The 22,440-nt window shown below is 71.0% G+C and carries 25 protein-coding genes and 2 pseudogenes; 10 read left to right on the forward strand and 17 right to left on the reverse strand.

Translation table 11 applies throughout. The features are described from left to right. Positions 1-541 precede the first annotated feature (541 nt). Positions 542-688 carry a hypothetical protein gene (locus tag ACWGJB_RS22325; protein ID WP_453381871.1) on the reverse strand — a complete coding sequence of 49 codons (147 nt, stop codon included), beginning with the start codon at positions 686-688 and terminating at the stop codon, positions 542-544. Between the two features lie 160 nt (positions 689-848). Here ACWGJB_RS22325 and ACWGJB_RS22330 point away from each other — a divergent pair, with 160 nt between their 5' ends. Then, positions 849-2,579: a hypothetical protein gene (locus ACWGJB_RS22330; RefSeq protein ID WP_453381872.1), complete on the forward strand. Its 1,731-nt coding sequence runs from the start codon at positions 849-851 to the stop codon at positions 2,577-2,579. A 192-nt stretch (positions 2,580-2,771) separates the two neighbouring features. On the opposite strand, the gene ACWGJB_RS22335 is transcribed toward ACWGJB_RS22330, so the two are convergent. The 5 genes from ACWGJB_RS22335 to ACWGJB_RS22355 are packed head-to-tail and all read right to left on the reverse strand — an operon-like array spanning position 2,772 to position 7,173. After that, entirely contained in the window at positions 2,772-4,019 is a 1,248-nt protein-coding gene (locus ACWGJB_RS22335) for a cytochrome P450 (RefSeq protein WP_453381873.1), read from the reverse strand. Further along, complete coding sequence (locus tag ACWGJB_RS22340; RefSeq protein ID WP_351697096.1) at positions 4,016-4,621, reverse strand: GTP-binding protein; 606 nt, start codon at positions 4,619-4,621, stop codon at positions 4,016-4,018. The genes ACWGJB_RS22335 and ACWGJB_RS22340 overlap by 4 nt, the downstream gene beginning before the upstream one ends. Beyond that, positions 4,602-4,973 (reverse strand): DUF742 domain-containing protein, encoded by a 372-nt coding sequence (locus ACWGJB_RS22345; protein ID WP_234537899.1) that lies wholly within the window; start codon positions 4,971-4,973, stop codon positions 4,602-4,604. The genes ACWGJB_RS22340 and ACWGJB_RS22345 overlap by 20 nt, the downstream gene beginning before the upstream one ends. Continuing rightward, positions 4,970-5,380, reverse strand: coding sequence for a roadblock/LC7 domain-containing protein (locus ACWGJB_RS22350; protein ID WP_046733906.1), 411 nt, complete (start codon positions 5,378-5,380; stop codon positions 4,970-4,972). The genes ACWGJB_RS22345 and ACWGJB_RS22350 overlap by 4 nt, the downstream gene beginning before the upstream one ends. A 5-nt stretch (positions 5,381-5,385) precedes the next feature. Further along, entirely contained in the window at positions 5,386-7,173 is a 1,788-nt protein-coding gene (locus tag ACWGJB_RS22355; RefSeq protein ID WP_453381874.1) for an ATP-binding protein, read from the reverse strand. Between the two features lie 350 nt (positions 7,174-7,523). Between ACWGJB_RS22355 and ACWGJB_RS22360 the strand changes: the two genes are divergently transcribed. The 3 genes from ACWGJB_RS22360 (at position 7,524) to ACWGJB_RS22370 (ending at position 9,519) form a co-directional block, all read left to right on the forward strand. After that, positions 7,524-7,886 (forward strand): DUF1304 domain-containing protein, encoded by a 363-nt coding sequence (locus ACWGJB_RS22360; RefSeq protein WP_453381875.1) that lies wholly within the window; start codon positions 7,524-7,526, stop codon positions 7,884-7,886. Then, complete coding sequence (locus ACWGJB_RS22365; protein WP_453381876.1) at positions 7,883-8,458, forward strand: TetR/AcrR family transcriptional regulator; 576 nt, start codon at positions 7,883-7,885, stop codon at positions 8,456-8,458. Before ACWGJB_RS22360 ends, ACWGJB_RS22365 begins: the two co-directional genes overlap by 4 nt. Before the next feature lie 110 nt (positions 8,459-8,568). Then, positions 8,569-9,519 carry an NADP-dependent oxidoreductase gene (locus ACWGJB_RS22370; RefSeq protein ID WP_453381877.1) on the forward strand — a complete coding sequence of 317 codons (951 nt, stop codon included), beginning with the start codon at positions 8,569-8,571 and terminating at the stop codon, positions 9,517-9,519. A gap of 178 nt (positions 9,520-9,697) precedes the next feature. Here ACWGJB_RS22370 and ACWGJB_RS22375 read toward each other — a convergent pair. After that, positions 9,698-9,844: pseudogene (locus ACWGJB_RS22375) on the reverse strand (NAD(P)-dependent alcohol dehydrogenase); the annotation flags it as partial. 3 nt (positions 9,845-9,847) lie between these two features. On the opposite strand from ACWGJB_RS22375, the pseudogene ACWGJB_RS22380 reads away from it, so the two are divergent. Next, positions 9,848-10,069, forward strand: a pseudogene (locus ACWGJB_RS22380) (MarR family transcriptional regulator); the annotation flags it as partial. Positions 10,070-10,243: 174 nt separating this feature from the next. After that, the gene (locus ACWGJB_RS22385) at positions 10,244-10,636 is read left to right on the forward strand and encodes an anti-sigma factor antagonist (protein WP_453381878.1); all 393 of its coding nucleotides are present in this window, start codon (positions 10,244-10,246) and stop codon (positions 10,634-10,636) included. A 28-nt stretch (positions 10,637-10,664) separates the two neighbouring features. Here the strand turns inward: ACWGJB_RS22385 and tuf are convergent, their stop codons facing one another. The 3 genes from tuf to ACWGJB_RS22400 form a co-directional block, all read right to left on the reverse strand. Continuing rightward, a complete protein-coding gene (gene tuf / locus ACWGJB_RS22390) occupies positions 10,665-11,858 on the reverse strand; it encodes an elongation factor Tu (protein ID WP_453381879.1) in 1,194 nt (397 codons plus the stop codon). 65 nt (positions 11,859-11,923) lie between these two features. Further along, positions 11,924-12,880 carry a ribose-phosphate diphosphokinase gene (locus ACWGJB_RS22395; RefSeq protein WP_453381880.1) on the reverse strand — a complete coding sequence of 319 codons (957 nt, stop codon included), beginning with the start codon at positions 12,878-12,880 and terminating at the stop codon, positions 11,924-11,926. A 59-nt stretch (positions 12,881-12,939) separates the two neighbouring features. Continuing rightward, positions 12,940-13,656 carry an SDR family oxidoreductase gene (locus ACWGJB_RS22400; RefSeq protein ID WP_453381881.1) on the reverse strand — a complete coding sequence of 239 codons (717 nt, stop codon included), beginning with the start codon at positions 13,654-13,656 and terminating at the stop codon, positions 12,940-12,942. Positions 13,657-13,730: 74 nt separating this feature from the next. Here ACWGJB_RS22400 and ACWGJB_RS22405 point away from each other — a divergent pair, with 74 nt between their 5' ends. Both ACWGJB_RS22405 and ACWGJB_RS22410 read left to right on the forward strand, forming a co-directional pair. Beyond that, on the forward strand, positions 13,731-14,546 hold the full coding sequence (locus ACWGJB_RS22405) for a helix-turn-helix transcriptional regulator (protein WP_453381882.1): 816 nt from the start codon (positions 13,731-13,733) through the stop codon (positions 14,544-14,546). 581 nt (positions 14,547-15,127) lie between these two features. Continuing rightward, positions 15,128-15,760 carry a DUF4230 domain-containing protein gene (locus ACWGJB_RS22410; protein ID WP_360494031.1) on the forward strand — a complete coding sequence of 211 codons (633 nt, stop codon included), beginning with the start codon at positions 15,128-15,130 and terminating at the stop codon, positions 15,758-15,760. A 196-nt stretch (positions 15,761-15,956) separates the two neighbouring features. On the opposite strand, the gene ACWGJB_RS22415 is transcribed toward ACWGJB_RS22410, so the two are convergent. From ACWGJB_RS22415 to ACWGJB_RS22440, 6 genes are read right to left on the reverse strand one after another with little or no spacing between them, the layout of a single operon-like run. Then, the gene (locus ACWGJB_RS22415; protein ID WP_453381883.1) at positions 15,957-17,708 is read right to left on the reverse strand and encodes a complex I subunit 5 family protein; all 1,752 of its coding nucleotides are present in this window, start codon (positions 17,706-17,708) and stop codon (positions 15,957-15,959) included. After that, positions 17,708-18,058 carry a sodium:proton antiporter gene (locus ACWGJB_RS22420; protein WP_453381884.1) on the reverse strand — a complete coding sequence of 117 codons (351 nt, stop codon included), beginning with the start codon at positions 18,056-18,058 and terminating at the stop codon, positions 17,708-17,710. The genes ACWGJB_RS22415 and ACWGJB_RS22420 overlap by 1 nt, the downstream gene beginning before the upstream one ends. 7 nt (positions 18,059-18,065) lie before the next feature. Then, complete coding sequence (mbhE, locus tag ACWGJB_RS22425; RefSeq protein ID WP_453381885.1) at positions 18,066-18,806, reverse strand: hydrogen gas-evolving membrane-bound hydrogenase subunit E; 741 nt, start codon at positions 18,804-18,806, stop codon at positions 18,066-18,068. Further along, a complete protein-coding gene (locus tag ACWGJB_RS22430; RefSeq protein ID WP_453381886.1) occupies positions 18,803-19,057 on the reverse strand; it encodes a Na(+)/H(+) antiporter subunit B in 255 nt (84 codons plus the stop codon). The genes mbhE and ACWGJB_RS22430 overlap by 4 nt, the downstream gene beginning before the upstream one ends. Further along, positions 19,050-19,502: a monovalent cation/H+ antiporter complex subunit F gene (locus ACWGJB_RS22435; protein WP_453381887.1), complete on the reverse strand. Its 453-nt coding sequence runs from the start codon at positions 19,500-19,502 to the stop codon at positions 19,050-19,052. The genes ACWGJB_RS22430 and ACWGJB_RS22435 overlap by 8 nt, the downstream gene beginning before the upstream one ends. Next, positions 19,499-19,681: a hypothetical protein gene (locus tag ACWGJB_RS22440; RefSeq protein ID WP_453381888.1), complete on the reverse strand. Its 183-nt coding sequence runs from the start codon at positions 19,679-19,681 to the stop codon at positions 19,499-19,501. Before ACWGJB_RS22440 ends, ACWGJB_RS22435 begins: the two co-directional genes overlap by 4 nt. Positions 19,682-20,240: 559 nt before the next feature. Here ACWGJB_RS22440 and ACWGJB_RS22445 point away from each other — a divergent pair. Then, positions 20,241-20,675: a VanZ family protein gene (locus ACWGJB_RS22445; RefSeq protein ID WP_453381959.1), complete on the forward strand. Its 435-nt coding sequence runs from the start codon at positions 20,241-20,243 to the stop codon at positions 20,673-20,675. Positions 20,676-20,893: 218 nt separating this feature from the next. Further along, positions 20,894-22,135, forward strand: a complete 1,242-nt coding sequence (locus ACWGJB_RS22450) for a ricin-type beta-trefoil lectin domain protein (protein ID WP_453381889.1) — start codon at positions 20,894-20,896, stop codon at positions 22,133-22,135. Positions 22,136-22,165: 30 nt separating this feature from the next. Here ACWGJB_RS22450 and ACWGJB_RS22455 read toward each other — a convergent pair whose 3' ends face one another. Beyond that, a complete protein-coding gene (locus tag ACWGJB_RS22455; protein WP_453381890.1) occupies positions 22,166-22,414 on the reverse strand; it encodes a hypothetical protein in 249 nt (82 codons plus the stop codon). Positions 22,415-22,440 lie beyond the last annotated feature (26 nt).

The following is a 22,440-nucleotide window of genomic DNA, read 5'->3' on the forward strand; positions in this document are numbered from 1 at the left end:
GCGCGCGCTCGCCCCACTCAGACACTCACAGCCGGCCCGCGCCCCCCCCCCACCCCCAGACAAAAACCCCCCCCCCCCCCCCCCGGGGGCGGGGGGGGGCGCCCCCCCCCCCCCCCCCGTTCGCAGGGACGGGGGGACTCTGCGCACTGTCGCCCGAAAGGAAACACATGCCTCAGGACGTCACCTTCGACCTGCCCTTCGAGACCCCCGTCAGTGAGCATCCGGAGTTCGCGCGCGCCCAACCTCCTTGCCATTACCGGGACATGGACCCGATGAACAGCAAAGCCAGGTCCGAGGAGTACACGTCGTGGGACCTGCCGCAGGCTGTGGGTGCCCTGCCCGGGCGAAGCAAGGCGGGCACTGATCGGGCATTCGCGGCGACCGGCGTCGGATCATCTGACCTTCCCGGAGCGGCCACGCACCTCGGAGCCAGGGGTCGCGCTACGCCCGATGGGCCGCGAGTGCTTCCTGATCAACACCGCTGAAGCGGCGATGCGGGTGCTCGTCCTGTAGCAAGAGCGCTTCGACAAGGGCGGGCCGCTCATGGAAGGCCCGCGGTGTCGAGGGCGAATCTGCCATGGACCAGCGGCTCGCCGCGTTGGAGAACCGGGCGGGCACGGGCCGGTTCGTCCTCGAAGGGCGGGTCGGCGACCCGCTCCACTTCCTGGGCCGTCAACGCCGCAGTCACGCCCCTCACGGTCGTTCGCAGCAGGAGCCGGAGCCGGTCGCGTGAGTCCGGCTGTTCGGCGATGCCGTCGCGGAAGAAACAGAAGATTCCCGGACACGACCGGCCAACGACCACGGTCGCTCGATTCCGTTGCCAGGACCACAGCTTGAAGGAGACCGGTGTGACATCTCAAGGCATAGGTGCTGTTCAGAAGGCGTCCGCCGACAGCCTGCTCCCGGCGCAGCCAAGCGCCCAGTTCCAGCCCGCGGAGGCGGGGAACACCCTGGCCGGCCTCTTCCTGAAACGCATCAATGGAAGCACGGAGCAGTACCAAAGGTCCCAGAACGCCGCTCAGCAGCGGCTGGACGCACTCGGATCCCCCCACGCCGGCACCACGCTGCATGTGGAGGGAGCCCTCCACCTGGCGCCACGCGCGTTCCTCCCACCCGACGAGGAGGGCTACGCCAGGCTGAAACGACTCGACACCAGCCTGCGCATGATCGAAGCAGCCTTCCCCCAAGTCAGCACCGATATCGAGGTCTGCCGACTGACCTGCACGATGCTGGAAGGGGCCTGGCGGAGCCGGGCACTCACCCCGCCGCGCCAGGAGGAGCCGGCAACCGCCTGCACCTGCCCGCTGTGCCGTCGGCTGCCCACGCCCCCCGCACGCACGCTGGGTGACTACAGTTGGCGGCTGAGCGCCGGTCGTCCCCTCACGGTCAAGACCTGGCCGTACCGCGAGGAATTCGACAGCGTCCTGACCGGTGGTTGGTCCGTGGTCCGGCAGATGAACGACCTTGAACGAGACCTTGGCCTCCGCCACCGCTTCGAAGACGACATCCTCGTCTTCCACGAGTACAAACGCGTGATCGACACCATCGACACCACGCACGTCACCCAACTCGTCGAAGGCCGCTTGGCCGACAGTTTCAGCACCAACAGCGCACGGGCCCTGGTCTGCGGACTCTACGCAGCCCACAAGCGGTCCGTCGACGAGTACTGGCTCCAACAGCACCACGCGGGCAGCGTCACGCTCCCCCAGACCAACCCGCTCGGCCAGAGCACCTACTCAGCCCTGCAGATGCTGGACTGCCTGTTCTGGCACGTCTCGCCCGACACCGAACTCTGGCAGGAAGAACACCTCGCCTCCCTGCTGCTGTGCCGCGTCATCGACGACATGGCCGACGTACGAGTCGACTCCCTCACCGGCGAGATCAGCAACTTCTGGCTCGCCGACATACCCACCCACACCAAGGCCCTCTACGCTGCCTGCACCATCGCCCTCATCAAGTACGGCTGCATGCCCGAGGCGCATTCCTCGATGTGGAACACCTGGCTGATGACCAGCACCATCGTCTGGCTGGGGCTCACGGGCCGCCACGCCCTGTGGTTCGACGGCATCACCCAGGGCCTCCCCCCGGCCGAGGAGTGCCCGCTCTGCGACCTGCAGCCCAACGCATGCACCGGCATCCTCACCCACGGCACCACCCTCACCATCAGCCCGCGGCCCACGGCACCAGCGCTGAGCACCGGGACCGCCGAGCTGTCCGCACGCTGCCGAGCCCAGTACCCCCGGACATGGCCCCTCTTCGACGCCGAACTCCATGCCTTCGAAGCACTGCACGGCCCCTGGCACGGCAACACCGACAGGACATGGGAGATCCTGCGCCGCACCTACATCGCCGCCGTGGAGGCATCCATGGCCGCGCCGTCCCCGGACCGCGCTCGGCAGGTCCAACAAGACGCCGGCGCAGTCGGATCCGAATACTTTTACACCATGTACGACCCTCAGACCGGGAGGGAAGACACCGCCCTGCTCGCCTACATGTTCGGCTGCGCCCACCCGCATTTCATCTGGAACGCCACGGGGTACCGTCCCACGGGCGTCACAGGCGACTGGCTCGACGGCTGACGCCTCAAGCCTGTTCCAGAATCCCGGTGGATGGTGATGAGGCCGTCCGCACCGCCGGTCTCGAGCCGGTACCCGGCGGTGAAGGAGGGCCCGGCGGCCGCGGCCGAGCCGGGTGAAGCTCGACGGACGACCGGCCGGCCGTGTGAGACGACGTCGCTGCCCGGCCGGGTTTCCGACCGGGCAGCGGCGTACTCACACCGGGAAGTCGACCGGCAGCCTGTCCAACCGGGACTCCCAGGTGGAGGCGGTCGAGGTGAGCTCATCCGCCGGCACGGCCAGCCGCAGGCCCGGCAGCCGGTGCAGCAGGACGTCCACCGCGATCTCGATCATGGACTGCCCGATGCTCTGCCCGGGGCACTCGTGAGGGCCCGCGCCGAACGCCAGGTGCGCATGGTTGCCCTCCACCGAGACACCCGGGTCAGGCCGGACCTCGGGGTCCAGATTGCCTGGGGCGAGACCGAGAACGAGCAGGTCGCCCGCCTCGATGCGGTGCCCGCCCAGTTCGACATCGCTGGCGGCGAAGCGCCCCGGCAGGACCGTCAGCGGCGGGGAGTTCCACATGGCCTCCTCCACCACCGCCGAGATGTTCAGCTGACCGCTGATCAGCCCGGAGAGCCGGGAGGCGTCGGTCAGGACCAGCCGCAGCACCCGGGCCAGCAGGTTGGTCGTAACGGCCGCGGCGATCAGGACCACGCGCAGGTGGTGGACGACCTCGTCGTGATCGAGAGCCGCGTGATGCGCCAGCAGGTCGGTGGTGAGGTCGGAGCCGGGTTCGGACCGCCTGCGCTCGACGAGTTCACCGAAGATCTCCCTGATCCTGCCGTCGTGCATCACGGCGTCCTCGCCGCCCTTGAGCACCTGGGCGCAGGACTCGACCAGCCGGCGCCCCTCCGCCTCGGCGAGCCCCAGAATGCGGGACATCACGAGCATCGGCAGATAGTCGGCGTAGTCCGCCACCAGATCGGCGCGGCCGCTGTCCGCGAACCCGTCGATCAGCTTGTTGGCGAAGTGCGTGGCGTGGCGCCGGATACCGCGGCCGACAGCTGCCTGCAGCACATCGTTGACGGCGCCGCGCAGCCTGCGGTGCGGCTCGCCGTCCTGGGACACGCAGTCAGGACGCCAGCCGAGCATCGGAATCAGCGCAGAGGTCTCCGCGATCCGTCCTTCCCGATAGTCCCGCCAGGTCCGCGCGTCCCGGGGGAACTGGCTGGGATTGTCGAGCACCCGCCGGCTGTCCCGGTAGCCCAGCACCAGCCAGGCGTGGATGTCGCCCTCCAGCAGCACCGGCGCGACGGAGCCGTGCTCCTTGCGCAGCCGCTCGTAGATGCCGAGCGGGTCGGTCGCCGCCTCGGGCCCGTACAGCCGGGCCAGCTCGGCCGAACCGTGCGCGACCGGGCAACCGCGGGGGGCGTCGGGGCTGTCGAGGCTCTGGTCGTTCATCGGGGCTCCAGTGCGACGGCGGAGCGTTCCTTCAAATGACGTATCAGGGCGATCAGTACGTCACGGCTGGAGGCCCGGTCACGGGCGTCACAGGCCACGATCGGGGTGTGCGGGGAGATGTCGAGGGCGTCCCGGATCTCCTCGATGGGGTGTTCCTTGCAGTCCGGGAAGACGTTCAGGGCGATGACGAAGGGCACGTTCTGCCGCTCCATCTCCTCGATCGCCCGGAAGCTGGAGGCCAGCCGACGCGTGTCCACCAGGACGATCGCACCGAGCGCGCCCTTGAACAGGCCGTTCCACAGGAACCAGAACCGTTCCTGTCCGGGGGTGCCGAACAGGTACAGCATCAGGCCCTCGTTGAGGCTGATCTTGCCGAAGTCGAGGCTGACCGTGGTCTCGGCCTTGTCCGCGACGCCGATGAGGTTGTCGACGCCGACGGTCGCCTGGGTGAGGGTCTCCTCGGTGGTGAGCGGCTTGATGTCGCTGACGGAGCGGACCATGGTGGTCTTCCCGGTGCCGAACCCCCCGGCGATCATCACCTTGACCGAGCGGGTCCCCCCGGCACCGGGGTCGCCGGGATGGTCAAAGCCTTTCAAGTCCACTGAGTACCTCCTGGAGGAGCGCGAGGTCAGGCCCGCGTCCGGCGTGGTGCGCCGGAATGGGATCACGGGCTTCAATACGGCCTGCGTCCAGCAGATCCGCCAACAGCACCGCGAGAATGTTGAAGGGCAATCCGAGATGGGCGGTGAGTTCGGCCACCGACAGCGGATCACGGCAGCGCCGGACTATCTCCTCGTACTCGTGCTGCATCCCCGGGACGGGGGCGGTGCGGGAGACGACGAGGGTGGCCACGTCGAGGCTCGACGCCGACCCGCCCGGTCCGCTGCGTCCCCCGGTGAGGACGTAATAACGCTCGAGACCGGACGGATCCGTGGGCCGGCGGGGAGCACTCATCCAGAGTGCTCCTCCAGCCGCGGAGAGGTGCCGAGCAGCTCGCCCATCCGCCGTGACAGGTCCCTCATCTGGTGACCGAGCAGCCCCTGGTCGAGTCCTTCGCGGGCGAGGACCCCGAGATACGTCTCCACACCGGCCCGTACGACGAAGAGGTGACCGCCGTCGACCTCGATCATCGCCAGCCGCAGCTGCCCCGCGTACTTGGGGAACTGCTCGGCGACCGGCTGGGCCAGGGCCTGCAGCCCCGCCACCACGGCCGCGAAGCGGTCCACGTCGTCGGGGTCCTCGGCGCCGAAGGAGGTGATGGCCTTGCCGTCGCTGGAGGCCACGAGGGCGAAACGGATCTCCGGGATACTCTCCACCAGATCGCGGAGCGCCCAGCTCACGTCGGTTCCCTGTTGCGTCATGTGGACTAGTCGCTCTCTTCAGTGCGGTGCTCGGCGGTCTCGCGTCCGGCGGCGGCGTCATCGGCGCCGGCCGGGGTCGCGGGTGCCGCGTCGTCTTCGTCTCCGGTCAACTCGGCCTCGCTGTCCGCCGCTTCGTCCGCGACGGGCGCACGGCCCGCGGTGGCGAAGGCGGCCAGGCCCGCGAAGGATTCCTCGGGCGGGACAGCAGGGAACGCGGTGCCCTGTATGCGGGCGGTGCGCTCCTCGGGCTGCTCCTCCTCGCGGCGCCGGCTGCGCCGCCGGGGCAGTCCGCCCGGGGTGGTGTCCAGGGCCTCGCCGGACTCCGGCTGAGTGACGGTTTCGACGGCGACCGGGCCGTGCGCCTGCACCGGGGACGCGGTGGCCGGAGCGGCCGACGCGGACACCGGGGCCGGGCCGGCAGCGGGCAGCGGGCTGAAGAACTTGTGCGGGACCACGACGACCACCGAGGTGCCGAGCCAGGGCGAGTCCGCGAAGGTGACCCGGATGCCGTAGCGGCGGGCGAGGATGCCGACGACCCGCAGGCCGATGTTGGCGTCCTCGGAGATGCCCCCGATACCGGGTCCGGCCTCGGTGCCCGCCAGGGAGTGCTCGGCCTCGCGCTTCTTCTCCTCGCTCAGGCCCTTGCCGGAGTCCTGGATCTCGATGCCGACGCCGTTGGGTACCTCCTTGCCGGAGACGACGACCGGCTCCGTGGGCGGCGAGTAGCGGGCCGCGTTGTCCAGCAGGTGGGAGAAGATCAGCGTGAGGTGGTCCACCAGACCGCCGTCGACGCCGAGTTCGGGCAGATGGCGGACCTCGACGCGGTGGAAGTCCTTGATCCGGCCGATGCCGCCGCGCACCACGCTGAGCAGGCGCTGAGGCTCCTGCCACTGGCGGCCGGGCCGGTCCGAGCCGCCCAGCACGCCGATGCTGCCGGCGAGCGAGTCGGCGGGGCCGAGCTCCTGGTCGAGCTCCATCAGACCGCGGGCCACGGCGGGCAGCCGGCCGTGCTCGCCCTGCATCTCGTGCAGCCGGCCACGCAGCTTGCTGGTCAGGACGTGGATGCGGCTGCCGATGCTGATCACGGCCTGCTCCGCGGAGGTGGAACGGTTGAACTCCGCCTCCACGCCGATCAGCGAGGTGCGCAGGATGCGGCGCAGGTCGGCCTGGACGTCCTTGCCGACCTTGGCGCACTGCTCGGTGACGGGCAGCAGGTCGTCGATGGCGTCGCCGTCGCGCAGCCGCTTCAGCGCCTCGGGCAGCTGCTCGTCGGCGAGCCGGGAGATCGCGGCCCGCTGGTGCGAGAGCTGGTCCTGCCAGACCTCGGCCTGGTCGGCGAGCTGCGCCTCGGAGGACTTCAGCTGGTCGGCCAGCCGCTCCTCGTACGCCCTCGCCTGTTCGGCCAGTTGGGCGTCGTAATGGGCGGTCCGCTCGCCGAGCCGGGACTCGAAGGCCGCGGCCTGCTCGTTGAGCTGGCCCTCCAGCGTGGCGCGCTCGGCGGAGAACTTGCGCTCCAGGCCCGAGACATGCTGCTGCCACTGCTGGGAGTGCTCGGCCTGCGAGCTGCGGAACGACCCTTCGGCGCTGCGCAGTTGACGCTGCGAGCGGATCAGGAGCCGTACACACACGGAGCTCGCGACGGTGGCCGCGGCGCCGGCGACGGCCGCGGTTATTCGCTCGGAGCTCATGAACGTGGCGGCGACCGTCCCTCCCCCTAAGGCCAGCGGCATCAGCCACCAGCTGTACCAGGCGACAGGGGCCCGCGCCGCCGGCGGCGGAGTGGCGAGTTCCATCTGCATCCTTCGAAGCAACACAATCGAACAACAGTGGACAGGGGCAGTGTGCGAAGGCCGCACTCGTGAGTACACACGGCGGAACGGACCCACCGTGGGGTGCGTCAACTGGCCGTGACGGAAGGGAGCTTATCGGGTTTGAACCCGAAAGGATCAACCTCGACAGCCAGAGGAAGTGAGGGTTCCGTCACGCTCCGCCAGTTGGTAGCAAATCAACAAATACCCATTCCTGCCTGCGACTTGCCGACATGTTCCCCCCTGGGCCGGACCCTGGGCGGCCGGGTCACCTCCTGGACATCTGTCCAGTTATAGTGGACACCTGTCCAAGTGAGTGGGAGGGTCCGTCGATCATGGAAATCCTGGCGAACGTGCTGGTCGGCCTGATAGCCGCGCTGCACGCGTACATCCTGGTGCTGGAGATGTTCCTGTGGCAGAAGGGGCCGGGGATGCGCTTCCATGGCTTCGACGCGGAACTGGCCCGGCGGACCGCGCCGTTGGCCGCCAACCAGGGCCTGTACAACGGATTCCTGGCGGCCGGCCTGGTATGGGGGCTGGTGGCGGCCGACCCGACGGGCTTCCGGACCCAGGTGTTCTTCCTGTCGTGCGTGGTGGTCGCGGGGGTGTACGGCGCGGTCACCGCCAACCGGCGGATCCTGTTCGCGCAGGCGCTGCCCGGCGCCCTCGCCCTGGCCGCCGTCCTCGCCGCCCGGTGACCGGCCCCGAGCCCCGCCCTGCGGTCGAGGACCCACGGGCCGCCCGCACCCGGGCGCGGCTGCGGGCGGCCCTGCTCGCGGAGTGCGCCGAGCGGCCGCTGGCGGAGGTGGGGGTGGCCGCGCTGGTGCGCCGCGCCGGGGTGGGCCGGGCCACGTTCTACGTCCACTACGACGGCCTGGAGGCACTGGCGGTCGACACCTGTGCGGACGTCGTACGGGACGCCGTGGACGCGCTGCACGCCTGGCGGGGCCGGCCCGATCCGGTGCACGCGCCACCGGCGCTGCTGGAGTTCTTCGCGGGGCTGGTGCCGCATGCGGCGCTGTACCGGGAGCTGCTCGCGCCGGGCGGCGGGGGCCCGCTGGGCCGGGTACTGCACCGGGACCTGCGGGCCCGCAGCCTGGCCGAGCGCGAGCTGGCCGGCGCGGCGGACGCCCCCCTGGTGGCCTCGGCGGTGGCCGCCACCTTCGCCGGGGTGCTGGCCGACTGGCTGCACGGCCTGCTGGACGCCGGCCCCGACGAAGTGGCCGACCAGGTCTGGCAACTGCTGGTCGCCCTGCACATGAGCCGCTGAGGTTTCCGGCACAAGCGAGGGTGCGCCGCCTCCAAGGCTGGCACGATTCCATCGAAGGTTGGCCATCGTGCCATTTCCCGGGCGGGCGTATCCCGGCAGGCTGGGTGACCATGAGCAATGTGAACACGATGCATGTGGTCAGTCAGGACGTCCTCGGCGGCCCCGAGGTACTCAAGGTGATCGAGGTGGCGCGGCCGCAGCCGCGCGCCAACGAGGTGCTGGTCCGGGTGCGGGCCGCCGGGCTCAACCCGACCGACTGGAAGCACCGGGAGACCGGTGGCTTCCTGGGCAAGCCGCCCTTCGTCCTCGGCTGGGACGTCTCCGGCACGGTCGAGGAGACCGGGATCGGTGTCGCCGCCTTCAAGCCCGGAGACGACGTCTTCGGCATGGTGTCCTACCCGTTCGGCCACGGCACGCACGCCGAGTACGCGATCGTCCCCGCCCGCGCCCTGGTGCCGAAGCCGGCCGGGGTCGACCACGTCCAGGCTGGCGCGCTGCCGCTGGTGTCGCTGACGGCCTGGCAGGCGCTGGTGGAGAACGCCGACGTACGGCCGGGGCAGCGGGTGCTGGTCCACGCGGCGGCCGGCGGGGTCGGGCATGTGGCGGTGCAGATCGCCAAGGCGCACGGCGCCTACGTGATCGGCACGGCGAGCGCCGCCAAGCACGACTTCCTGCGCGAGATCGGCGTGGACGAGCCGGTGGACTACCGGTCCGTGGAGGTCACGGAGGCGGTACGGGACGTCGACGTCGTACTCGACACGATCGGTGGTGACACCTCCGTCGATTCGCTGCGAGTGCTGAGGCCGGGCGGGATCCTGGTGTCGATCCTGCCGGTGGGCTCCGCGGAGCTGTACGAGGAGGCCGAGCGGCTGGGGGTGCGGGCGGTGCGGATGCTGGTGGACGCCGACCGGGCCGGGATGCGGGCGGTCGCCGACCTGGTGGCGGAGGGGAAGCTGCGCGCCACCGTCGCGGGCACCTTCCCGCTGGCCGATGCCGCCAAGGCGCACGAGCTGGGCGGCACCGGCCGGACCACGGGGAAGCTGGTCCTGGTGGTGGACTGACCCCCAGGAGCCACAGAGGCCCCGGAGGTCAGAAGGTGAGCACGGGCTTGATCGCCTTGCCCGTGCTCATGTCCCGCACCGCCCGGTCGATCTCGGCGAACGGGTAGGTGCTGATCAGCCGGTGCAGCGGGAGGCGCCCCTCCCTGACCAGCCGGACCAGGACCGGGACGAAGGCCTGGGACTGGCCGAAGAAGTGGCCGCCGAGCGGCTCGCCGTCGCGGACGACGGTGCCGGTGCCGTCGGCGCGGCGGCCGCCGATCAGGTTCAGCGGCAGCCAGGTGGCGCAGTAGGCGGGGTGGCCGCCGTGGCAGTTGCGGCAGTTGCCGCGCGCCGACGGTCGCTGGAGAGCCGTGGGCTGATCCGGCGGGAACGCAACCCACGCAACCGGCGCGAGCTGCTGATCCTGCTCACGGACGCCGGGCGCGAGCTGCTCGCCGGGGACGCCGGGCCGGTGCGGGAGCTGGAGGAGCGGATGGTCCGCGAGCTCAGCGCGCACCAGGAGGAGCAGTTCCGCCAGGTGCTGGGCAAGGCCTGGCACGCGCTTTCGTAGCGGAGTGGCAGCGCTCCCACGTGCCCGTTCGCCGACTGTCGCGCACGCCACAGAAAAAGGCGCACCGAAGCAGCAGACATATGTCAATCGAACATGCTCAAATTCCCTCCATCGAGGGTAACTTGCAAGGCGGGGAACGGAATTGGACCGGCTGGGGTGGGAGGTGATGCCGTCGTGCGCCAGGAACCCCGACAGAATCCCGGGCCGCTCACCCGGCACCTGCGCATCCACCAGGACCGCGGATACACGGTGCTGGAGTTCCGGGGCGAGATCGACATCGCGGCGGCGACCGAGATGGCGCCCTATCTGGACCGGGTGACCGGGCGGGAGAGCACCCGGGTGGTGATCGACATGCTGCCCGTCGACTTCTTCGACTGCTCCGGGCTGCGGCTGCTGTACCGGGCGCGGGGCCGGGTGCTGGAGCGCGGCGGACAGCTCCAGCTGGTGTGCACACACCCGCTGACCCTGCGGGTGCTGAAGGTGACGGGACTGTCGCAGCTGCTGCCGCCGCTGGCGACGCTGGACGCGGCCCTCGGCCGGCCGGAGGCCACGTCCGGGTCCTTATGACGTCACGTCAGGCCGGGCTTCCTGACGCCTACTTGAGGATACTGGTCACCTGACCGGCGCCGACCGTCCGGCCGCCCTCACGGATCGCGAACTTCAGCCCCTCCTCCATCGCGACCGGCTGGATCAGCTGGACGTGCACGGTGGTGTTGTCGCCCGGCATCACCATCTCGGTGCCCGGCGGCAGCGTGACGACCCCGGTGACGTCGGTGGTGCGGAAGTAGAACTGGGGCCGGTAGTTCTGGAAGAACGGGGTGTGCCGGCCGCCCTCGTCCTTGGAGAGGATGTACGCCCGCGCCTCGAACTCCGTGTGCGGGGTGACCGATCCGGGCCTGATGACGACCTGGCCGCGCTCGACGTCGTCACGTTTGACCCCGCGCAGCAGCAGGCCGACGTTCTCGCCGGCCCGGCCCTCGTCGAGCAGCTTGCGGAACATCTCGACGCCGGTGACGGTGGTCCTGGTCTTCTGCGGGTGGATGCCGATGATCTCGACCTCGCTGTTGACCCGCAGTACGCCGCGTTCGATCCGGCCGGTGACGACCGTGCCCCGGCCGGTGATGGTGAACACGTCCTCGATCGGCATCAGGAACGGCCGGTCCGCCTCCCGCACCGGCTCGGGCACGAACTCGTCGACGGCGTCGAGGAGTTCGAGCAGGGCCGCGGTCCACTCGGGGTCGCCTGCCAGGGCCCTGAGCGCGGAGACCCGGACGACCGGGACGTCGTCGCCGGGGAACTCGTACTCGCTGAGCAGCTCGCGCACCTCCAGCTCCACCAGTTCCAGGATCTCCTCGTCGTCGACCATGTCGGTCTTGTTGAGCGCGACGACGATGTACGGCACGCCCACCTGCCGGGCCAGCAGGACGTGTTCCTTGGTCTGCGGCATCGGCCCGTCGGTGGCCGCGACCACCAGGATCGCCCCGTCCATCTGGGCGGCCCCGGTGATCATGTTCTTGATGTAGTCGGCGTGGCCCGGGCAGTCGACGTGGGCGTAGTGCCGGCGCTCGGTCTGGTACTCGACATGCGCGATGGAGATGGTGATGCCGCGCTGCCGCTCCTCGGGCGCCTTGTCGATCTGGTCGAACGGGGTGAACGGGTTGAGCTCGGGGAACTTGTCGTGCAGCACCTTGGTGATGGCCGCGGTGAGTGTCGTCTTGCCGTGGTCGATGTGTCCGATGGTGCCGATGTTCACATGGGGTTTCGTCCGCTCGAACCTGGCCTTCGCCACTGGGGGCCTCCCGTCCGCCTCGGTGCCACCGAGCGCGGGTCAGCGCTACAACTCCTCCTTCCTGTCTAGACGTTGCGCGGCTCGTCGAACAGGGCGCTCACGGACTCACCGTTGTGAATACGGCGTACGGCCTCCGCCAGTGCCGGGGCGATGGACAGGATCCGCAGCTTGTCGGTGTACTCCTCGGCGGGTACCGGCACGGTGTTGGTGCACACGATCTCCAGCACGTCGGGCTGCTCGCTCAGCCGCTTGAGCGCCCCGGCCGCGAACAGGCCGTGCGTACATGCGATCCGGATCGAGCGGGGCGGCCCCAACTCCCGCAGCCGCTCGAGGAGTTCGATCACCGTGCTGCCCTTGGCGATCTCGTCGTCGAGCACGATGACGTCCCGGTCGGCCACGTCGCCGATGACGGAGCTGATGACCACCCGGTCGTCGGCGAACCGCTGCTTGGCGCCGGCCGCCACCTGGGCGCCGATCAGCCGGGCGAAGGCGGCGGCCTCCTTCGCGTTGCCGAGGTCGGGCGAGACGACCGTGGTGCGCGACAGGTCGTAGCGCCGGAAGTGCGCGGCCAGCTCCCGCAGGGCGTGCAGATGGTCGACCGGCACCGAGAAGAAGCCGTGCACCTGCGGGGCGTGCAGGGTCATGGCGAGGACCCGGCTCGCGCCGGCGGCCACCAGCAGGTCGGCGACGAGGCGGCCGCCGAGCGAGATGCGCGGGGCGTCCTTCTTGTCGGAGCGGGCGTAGGAGTAGTGCGGCATGACCACGGTGATGCGGCCCGCGGAGGCACCACGGGCCGCGTCGCACATCAGCAGCAGCTCCACCAGGTGCTCCTGCACCGGCCGGACCAGGGGCTGGATCAGGAAGACGTCCCGCTCCCGGCAGTTCGCCTGGAGCTGTACCTCCAGACAGTCGTTGGCGAACCGGCTGACCCGTGTCGGGCTGAGCGGCACCCCGAGGTGCGCGCAGACCTCCTCGGCCAGCTCGGGATGGGCGCTGCCGCTGAAGACGGCGATGTCTCGCACGATCCGCTCCTCGCATGATCAATACGGGCTACACGCTCATGCTACGGACCGTTGGGCTCTCACCACGGCACAGGTGTGCCGTCCCAGGAGAAGAACCCGCCGGTCGGCCCGTCGTCGGGCAGCAGCGCCAGCCGTACGGCGCCCCGCGCGGCCTCGGCCGGATCGCCGCCCCCGTCGGCCGCCCCGGGGACCAGGTCGGTGGCCCGGCGCCCCGGGGCGAGGGCGTTCACCTTGATGCCGTGCCCGGCCAGCTCCTGGGCGTAGAACACGGTCAGGGCGTTGAGCGCGGCCTTCGAGGAGCGGTAGGCGGCGGACCGGGGGCTGCCGTGGGCGAACTGCGGATTGGGGTGGGTGCTCCAGGTGAGGGACGCGGTGCCGCTGGAGACGTTCACGACACGCGGGTGGGCGGAGCGGCGCAGCGCGGGCAGGAAGGCGTTGGTGACCGCGACGACACCGAAGACGTTCGTCTCGTAGGTCCGCCTGAGGTCCTCGACGCCGGTCTCGGTGGGCGGCCCGGTGACGGGCTGGACGCCGGCGTTGTTGACCAGGACGTCCAGGCGGTCGAGGCGGGCGGCGGCGCGTTCGATGCTGTCGGGATCCGTGACGTCGACAACCAGAAGCCGCGCGTCGCCGCCGATCTCCGCCACGGCCCGCTCGCCGTGCTCGATGCCCCGGGAGCCCACGTGGACGCTGAAGCCCGCCTCCACGAGGAGCCGGGCGGTATGGAAGCCGATGCCCTTGTTGGCACCGGTGACGAGTGCTGTGCGATCGTTCATGACAGCCACGGTTCCCCGGCCGCGTCCGTCCTGCCAGGGACCACCTGTACCAGGCGGACCGGGGAGGCGGCGGTATGGCGAGGCAGGAACTGGCCCGCTTCCTGCGGGAGCGCCGGGCGGGACTGCGCCCGCAGACGGTGGGACTCGCGCCCGGCACCGTCCCACGCCGGACGCCCGGCCTGCGGCGTGAGGAGGTCGCGGAGCTCGCCCACATGTCCGTCGACTACTACACCCGTCTGGAGCAGGCCCGCGGCCCCCGCCCCTCCCCGCGCGTCCTGGACGCCCTGGCCGGGGCGCTGCGGCTGGCCCCCGCCGAGCGCAGCCATCTCTTCCGGCTGGCCGGCTCGGCCGCGGCGCCGCCCGCCCCCGTGGCGGTCCGGCGGGTGCGCCCGCACGTGGCCGGAATGCTGGAGCGGCTGCCCGACACCGCGGCGATCGTCACCGACGCCTCCTACGGCCTGGTGGCCTGGAATCCGCTCGCCCAGTTGCTGTTCGGCGGGGACCTGGGACGCGGCACGACCAACCTGGCGCGGCGGCGCTTCCTGGGCCGGGGCCGGATGTACGCGAGCTCCGCTGCCGGGGAATTCGGCCACATCGTCGTGGCCCGGCTGCGGCGGGCCGCCGAACGCTATCCGCACGACGCGCAACTCGCCGCCCTGCTGGAGGAGTTGCGGGCGGGGAGTGCGGAGTTCCGGCGTATCTGGGCGGCCCATCCGGTGCATGCCCCGGGGCATCGCACCAAGGTCCTCGACCATCCGGAGCTGGGGCGGCTACGGCTGAACTGCGACGTCCTGCTGGTACCGGAGGACGACCAGGAGGTCGTCCTCGTCACGGCCGATCCGGGCTCGGCGTCGGCACGCCGGATCGCGGAGCTTGCGGCGCGGGTCTAGCCGGCCAGGAAGCGGGCCATCGTGCGCCGGTACACGGTGGGCTGCCCGGCGTCGGTCAGATGGCCGGCGTCGGGGCCGGGCCCGCCGCTGCGCCACCAGTCGGGTCCCGAAGGCTCCGAACCCCCGCATGGCGCCCGCGACTTCCTCGGCGCTGTGCGCACCCCCGGACAGGACGTGGCCGGCCCAGTGCCGGAGGCGCTCGCTGTCGATGTGGTCCAGCCCCGTCAGCCGGCGGATCACCGCCACGGGGAGCCGCCGGGTGAACGCCTCGACGATGCCGGCGGGGCGTGGGGGCAGGCGGTCCGGACTCGGGATACGCCCTGCGGTGCATCGGACAAAGGGGCCGGGAAGTGCTTTCTGCGGTCATCCGGGGCTCCTGGCCCGCCGACGGGAGGTCACTCCACGCCAAAGCGTGTACCAGTACTGCGTCAGCTGTCTCAATCGGCCAACAACACGGTCTGGCAAGGCGTTCGGCGGGCATTCGTCTCGTTGGAAAGGAGGACCGTCACATGGCGAGTTCCACCAAGGAGAGCAAGGAGACCTCCGAGAAGGAGACTCCGGTCAAGGCCCGGCCCCGGCGTATGCCCGGTTGGGCGAAGCTGCTCACCGCGTTCGTGCTGGTGCTCGTGGTGCTGTTCGCCGGGATCAAGCTGGCGGTGCTACCGGGCATCAAGGACCTGTTCGGCACGGAGACCCGTGACAACACGGGCCCCGCTCTGCTCAAGTCCATCCAGGACATGAGCCGTTACGACGCCGCCTCGGGCAACTTCCAGGTCGTCGTGGACCTGGAGAAGGACGCCAAGTACCTGCCGAGCGCGATCCGCGGCACCCGCACCCTGTACGTCGGGGCGGGCAACGTCGATTCCTATGTCGACCTCGGGAAGATCGGCGAGAAGGACGTGACGGTCAACGACGACCGCACCGAGGCCACCATCCGGCTGCCGCACGCGCAGCTCGGCAAGGCCACCCTGGACGCCGACCACTCCTACGCCGTCTCCAAGCAGCGCGGTCTGCTGGACCGGCTCGGCGACCTGTTCTCGGACAACCCCAACAGCGAGCAGGCGGTGCAGAAGCTGGCCGTGAAGCACATCTCGGACGCGGCCAAGACCAGCGGTCTGACCACCCGGGCCGAGACCAACACCACCGACATGCTGGAGGGCCTGCTACACTCCCTTGGCTTCACGGAGGTGCATGTGTCCTACGGCACGGTCTGATCAGGCCCGTCGGACCAGACCCGGCGAACCAGGCCCGTCGGACCAGCACCGGCTGATCCGGACCGGGTGATCAGCACCGTGTGGTCAGGACCGTGTGGTCAGGACCGTGTGGTCAGGACCGCGTGGTCAGGACCGCGTGGTCAGGACCGCGTGGTCAGGACCGCCTGATCCGGACCGTGTGATCCGGGCCGCGTGATCAGCCGCCCAGCACACCCGGCAGGGCCAGCGCCCCGAGCGTCGCGGCGCCGACCAGCAGCCAGGCCACGTAGTCCCCGACGTGCCCGGACTGCAGGCGGCGCAGCGGCAGCGCCCGGCCCTGGGCCGCCAGGAGGCCGGGGCGGGTGACCGCGAGGGCGGCCAGGCCGACGGCCAGGAGGGTGGACAGGCAGCCCAGCAGGACCCCGGTGGACGTCCAGTGGACGGCGGCCGGGGTCCTGCCCCTGTCGACGGCACGGGCCAGCGCCGCCGGGAAGCCGGGGGCGAGGCCCATGGCCAGGGCACCGGCCAGCAGCACAGCGGGGACGGCGGTCATCGTGACCGGGATCCGCCCGAGCCGGCCCTCGGTCTCGGGCTCCTCGTCGGCCCCGGTGGTCTCGTACGCGTCGCCCTTGGGCGGCCGGTCCCCGAGGCCGAGGAAGACCCGGGCGGCGACCCGCAGCACCGCCCCCGCCGTCACCGCCGACACGACGACGTAGAGCACGGTCAGCGGAGCGCCCACTGCCTCCTCGGCGACCGACTTGCCGAGCGCGGTGCCGAACGGCGGCAGCCCCGCGAGGGCCAGCGCCCCGACGGTGAACAGGACGCCCACCGTGCGCAGTTCCCGGGCCCGGCCGTGCAGCGCGCGTTCGTCGACGTTTCCGTAGCGGTCCAGGAGGATCCCCGCGCAGGCGAAGAGGGCGGCCTTCACCCCGGCGTGCCCGAGCAGGTACAGGGCGATTCCGGAGTCGCCGGCCGGAGTCAGGACGCCGAGGCCGACAAGGAACAGCCCGGTGTGGGCGATCGTGGAGTTGGCCAGCAGCCGCTTGATGTGCCGCTGGTGCCAGCACATGAACGCGCCCAGCAAGGCCGTGAGCGTGCCGAGGACGACCAGTGCCCGTTCCAGGTCGGCGGCCGGGATGCCGCCGGGTCCGGCGAAGACCGTGCCGTACACCCGCCATACGCCGTAGGCGCCGAGCTCGACCATGACTCCGGAGAGGAGCATGCAGACCGGGGTGGGGGCGACGGCGTGGGCGTCCGGGAGCCAGAAGTGGAAGGGCACGGCGGCCGCCTTGACCAGCAGTGCGGTGAGCACCAGCACGAAGGCGGCCAGGACCAGCGCGTCCGGGCGGCCGTGCGCGTCCAGGCCGCGACCGATCTTCGCCATGCCCAGTTCGCCGGTGCGGGCGTACAGGAGGGCGATACCCGTCAGCATGGCGTACGCGCCGAGGGAGTTGACCACGCCGAAGGTCAGGGCCCCCTGCACCGCCTTCGCCTCGTCGATGCGGTAGCCGGTCAGCGCGTAGGCGACGACGCTCATCAGCTCGAAGAAGACGAACGCGTTGAACAGGTCGCCCGCGAGCGCGAAGCCGCACATCCCGGCCTGGAAGACCAGCATCAGCGCCGGGAAGGAGCCCGCGTGCCGGCGCGGCGGCTCCGCGAAGTAATGCCAGGAATAGACCAGCGCGGCCAGGGTCAGCAGCGAGGCGAGGGCGGTCATGCCGAGCGCGGGGCCGTCCCCGGTCAGCACGATCCCGACGCTCTCCCCGCCGACCGGCCGCCGGCCTCCGGCCCACTCGACCAGCGGGGGCGAGGAGTTGAGCAGCAGGAACAGCGCGAGGGCGCAGGTGCCCGCGCACACCGCGCAGGCGAAGCTCTCCGCGAGGACCCGGTGCAGCCGGCGGCCACCGGCCACCAGCAGGGTGGCGCCGAGCAGCGGGACGGCCACGAGCAGCGGCAGCAGGTGGTGCATCAGCCGCGCAGCTCCGTCAGTTCGTCCGGATCGACCGTGCCGTGCCGCTTGGCGATCTGCAGGACCAGCGCGAGCAGCAGCGCGGTGACGGTCGCGCCGACGACCACGTCGGTCAGGGCGAGTGCCTGCACCACCGGGTCGACCAGCGGCCGGGTGCCGGGCCTGAGATCGGAGAAGACGGGTGCGGTGCCGCCGTCGCGGTAGCCGACCGCGAGCAGCAGGACGTACGTCGACGACTGGACGACGGCCAGACAGCCGACGGCGTGGATCAGGTTCCGGCTGGTGGCAAGGCCGTAACAGCCCGCCAGGAAGATCCAGACGGCGACCAGATAGGGGAATACGTGCATCATCGGCGGCTCAACTCCCGTTCTCGTCCTCGATCTCCACGGCCTGGTCGAGGAAGCCGGCGAGCAGGACGACGACCGCGCTCGCCACCTCCATGCCGATGGCCGCGTTCAGCAGGGGGACCAGGCCGCCGGAGGACAGCGTGTTGAACGTCCCGTACGGCAGCAGTGTGTTGGCGAGGAACGCGGTGCCGGCCAGCAGCCCGGAGAGGCCGAGCACCAGGTAGGCGCAGGCGGCCAGGGAGTCGGCGACCTCGAAGACGCCGATCGGGCGGACGCGTTCCAGGGCGTGGTAGTCGGCGCCGAGGTACAGCAGGTGCAGTGCGGTCGCGGCGACGACCCCGCCCTGGAAGCCGCCGCCGGGGCTGAGCTGACCGTGCGCGATGACGTACAGGCCGGTGACCAGGGCGACGGGGAGCACCAGCAGGGCGTACCGGCGGACGGGCCGGGCGACTTCGGCGGACCGTGGACGGGCCCGGTGCTCGTCGCGGGTCTGACGCAGCAGGACCACACAGCCGAGGACGGCGGCGAAGAGGATGCTCATCTCGCCGAGGGTGTCGTAGGCGCGCTGGTCGAAGTTGACGGACGAGATGACGTTGGCGGTGTGCCGGGCCAGGGCGGCACGGACGGCGCGCTCGCCGTAGGGGTGGCTGCGACCGCCGAAGGACGGCAGGTCGAGACAGGCGGCGACCAGCAGGGCGGCGAGGCCCGCGCCGCCGACGGCCAGCAGCCACAGCCGCAGGCGCCGGGTCACCTGTCGTCCGCCTTGCCGCGCCGCCTCACCTTGCGGACCGACAGCATGATCAGCAGCGGGGTGAGCGCGGAGCCGACGGCGAGCTGCGAGAGGCCGACGTCGGGGGCTTGGAGCACGGTGAACAGGGCGCCGAGGACCAGTCCGAGCAGGGACAGGACCAGGGCCTGACGGGCCGGGTCGCGGGTCGCCACGGCCGCGGTCGCCGAGGCGGCCGTCAGCAGCAGCGCGACGACGATCACCGCGTCAGCCACCGCGCACCCCCCGGAACCCGCCGGCCAGCGCGCGTGAGGCGACCACGTTCCCGCCGATCAGCAGCGCCCCGATCACCAGCAGTTTCGCCATCGCCCGCCCCGGTCCGGTCACCGCGCACAGCACCAGCACGACCACCGCGCCGACCGCGGCCGCCGTCCAGGTCAGGCCCCAGGCGGCGGGCCGTTCGTCCGCCAGGTCGTCGGCGAGCAGTCGGGCGAAGACCAGGGTGCCGACCGGGCCCAGCAGCGCGAGGAGCAGCGCGACATCGACGTAGGACGTACGGCCGTAGCCCTGGGCGAGCAGCAGCAGGCTGGGGCAGACCGCGGAGGTGGCGAGGTTCTGGGCGACCACCCGGCGGCCTAGCGGGCCGGTGGCGACCGCCCACAGGGCCGTGCCCGCTCCCCCGGCCAGCAGCACGGTCGCGGCCAGGATCCAGCCGTTCACCGCCAGGTCACCGCCCGTCGGCCGGCCCGAGCCGCGAGGGCGCCGACCGCCGCCGCGCTTGCGCCGACGATCCGCTCCAGGGTGTCGACGCTGCCGATGAACACCAGCCAGAGCAGGGCCAGTCCGGCCCACCAGGTGAGCAGTTCGGCCGCGGCGACGAGCGCCGTACGTCCGGTCATCCGCCGCCTCCTTGGGTCGCCTTGCAGCGCTATGCCCGTTTCGCCGTCTTCGGCATCCAAGCACCGCATCCGTCGCGGGGAGCGGCGGCACGCGGGAACGGGTCCGGAGTGCCCGGGGAGCGCGGCCGGAAACCTCGGATGCGCTCCGGCCGCCGCCGTGGTCGCGAGCATCTCCGGGCGGTTCCTGGGTAACTGGGTCAGCACGCCGGACTGTTGACAAGTGGAGGACCTAATGGCCAGTGCCGCCTCACGCCTGCGCACGACCAGGGCCGAGAAGAACGAGGGGACGAAGACGGACAAGGACACCGGCAAACAGGCCGGGGTACTGACCAAGGTCGCCCGCGCCGTCGGCGTTCGCCGCACGGAGCCGGGCGCCCCCACGAAGACCGGCACCGGAAAGACGGGCGGCACCGGGAAGAAGGGGCGCGTCGGCAAGGCGGGCCGTACCGGCGGGACAAGCGGCGCGGGGAAGGCCGGCGGCACCGGCAGGACGAGCCGCACCGCCAAGGCCACCGGCACCGAACGCCGTCCGCTCCCGCTGCCGTTGCGGGTGCTGGCCATGCTGTGCGCGTTCGCGGTGATGGTGGCGTTCGCCGTCGTGCTGGCCCGGCTGACGCTGGATCCCTCGCCGGCGTCCGTGTCGATCGCGCACACCAATCTGCATCCCGGCCGCTCCCTCAAGATCTATCTGGACCAGCCCGCCCTGCGGGACGCGGTCAAGCAGATCGGCGGGAACATCGTGCTCGGCATCCCGTTCGGGGTCATCGTGCCGGTCCTCGTGCCGCGCGCCCGGGGCTTTTTCGGGGTGCTGCTGCTCACCGCGTTCGTGATGCTGATGGTCGAGACGGCTCAGGGCCTGCTGGTCGAAGGACGCGCCTTCGACGTGGACGACGTCATCCTCAACACCTCGGGGGCGCTGATCGGCTGGGTGCTGCTGGGCCGCCGGCTCGGCCGGGCGGTCCACTCGCGCAAGCCGAAGAAGGCGAAGGCCTGACAGGTGAAGGGATGACCCGCCCGCGACCGCCCCGCGCGGGGCCCGGGAGGAATCATCGCCTGATCGTCCGAAACCGGTCCGCGTGATCGTCTGGAACTGGTCCGTACCAAGGTGTTGACGCGCCACTTATCTCATCTCTTAAATCAAGGGCGACGCCTTCACCCCCCACCCCGGCCGGATGCCTCCCCGCGCCCGGCCGCCGTACGGAAGGACGAGCCGTGGCCTCCCCACGTCTAATCCGCAGATGTCTGTTCGCCGCCCTGTCCGCCGCGCTGGTCGGATCCGTCGCGGTCGGTCCCGCGCACCGGGCCGAGGCCGCCGACGCCGGTGCGGCCGCCGTGACCTTCTCCGACACCTTCGACGGGCCCGCCGGTTCAGCGGTCAACTCCTCGAAGTGGACCCTGGAGACCGGCGACAACGTCAACAACCACGAACGGGAGTACTACACCTCCGGCACCAACAACGCGGCCCTCGACGGGCAGGGCCACTTGGTCATCACGGCCAAGAAGGAGAACCCCGCCAACTACCAGTGCTGGTACGGCACCTGTCAGTACACCTCGGCCCGGATGAACACCTCGGGCAAGTTCAGCGCCCAGTACGGGCATGTCGAGGCCCGGATGAAGATCCCGCGCGGGCAGGGCATGTGGCCCGCGTTCTGGATGCTGGGCAACGACATCGGACAGGTCGGCTGGCCGAACTCCGGTGAGATCGACGTGATGGAGAACGTCGGGTTCGAGCCCTCGACCATCCACGGCACCATCCACGGCCCCGGCTACTCCGGCTCGGCCGGGATAGGCGCGGGCTACACGCTGCCGAACGGCCAGGCCTTCGCGGACGGCTTCCACACCTTCGCGGTCGACTGGGCGCCCAACTCGATCACCTGGTCGGTCGACGGAATCGCCTACCAGACCCGCACCCCCGCCGACGTGGGCGGCAACACCTGGGCGTTCAACAAGCCGTTCTTCCTGATCCTGAACCTGGCCGTCGGCGGCTACTGGCCGGGCGACCCCAACAGCTCCACGGCGTTCCCGGCGCAGCTGGTCGTGGACTCGGTGTCGGTGACGACGAGCGACACCGCGGCCGGCGTCGCGATCAAGGGCCTGGCCGGCAAGTGCGTGGACGTGGCCGGAGCGAACTCCGCCAACGGCACCCCCGTCCAGCTCTACGACTGCAACGGCTCCGCCGCCCAGCAGTGGACGGTGGGCAGCGACGGCACCATCCGCGCGCTCGGCAAGTGCCTGGACGTCACCAGCGGCGGCACGGCGGACGGCACGACGGTCCAGCTCTACGACTGCAACGGCAGCGCCGCCCAGAAGTGGGCCGTCTCCGCGGCACACGACATCGTGAACCCACAGGCGAACAAGTGCCTGGACGTCACCGGCAACAACTCGGCCAACGGCACCCGGCTGCAGATCTGGACCTGCTCCGGCGGCGCCAACCAGAAGTGGACCGTCGGCTGAGAGCAGGGCTCGCTGTCCAGCGGTCGCTGTCTAGTGGCGGGGTATCCAGGTGAACTTGTCCCCGCCCACCCAGCAGACCACGGCCGGGTCGTCCAGGTCGTGGACTGTGATCCCGTGGGTCGCGGCGACCGCCAGCACCTCGGTGATGTCCCTCGCCTCACCGACCACCTGACCGTCGATCTCCACGATGCGGAAGGGCAAGGTGCCCGGCCTGCCGGTCATGACGCCGAGCACCAGGATCCGCGGCCGGGAGATGAACGGGCTCGCTATCTCGGTCATGCAATCGAGGGTAGATCTCCCCGGGC

This window comes from Streptomyces sp. NPDC054813, assembly GCF_053611365.1.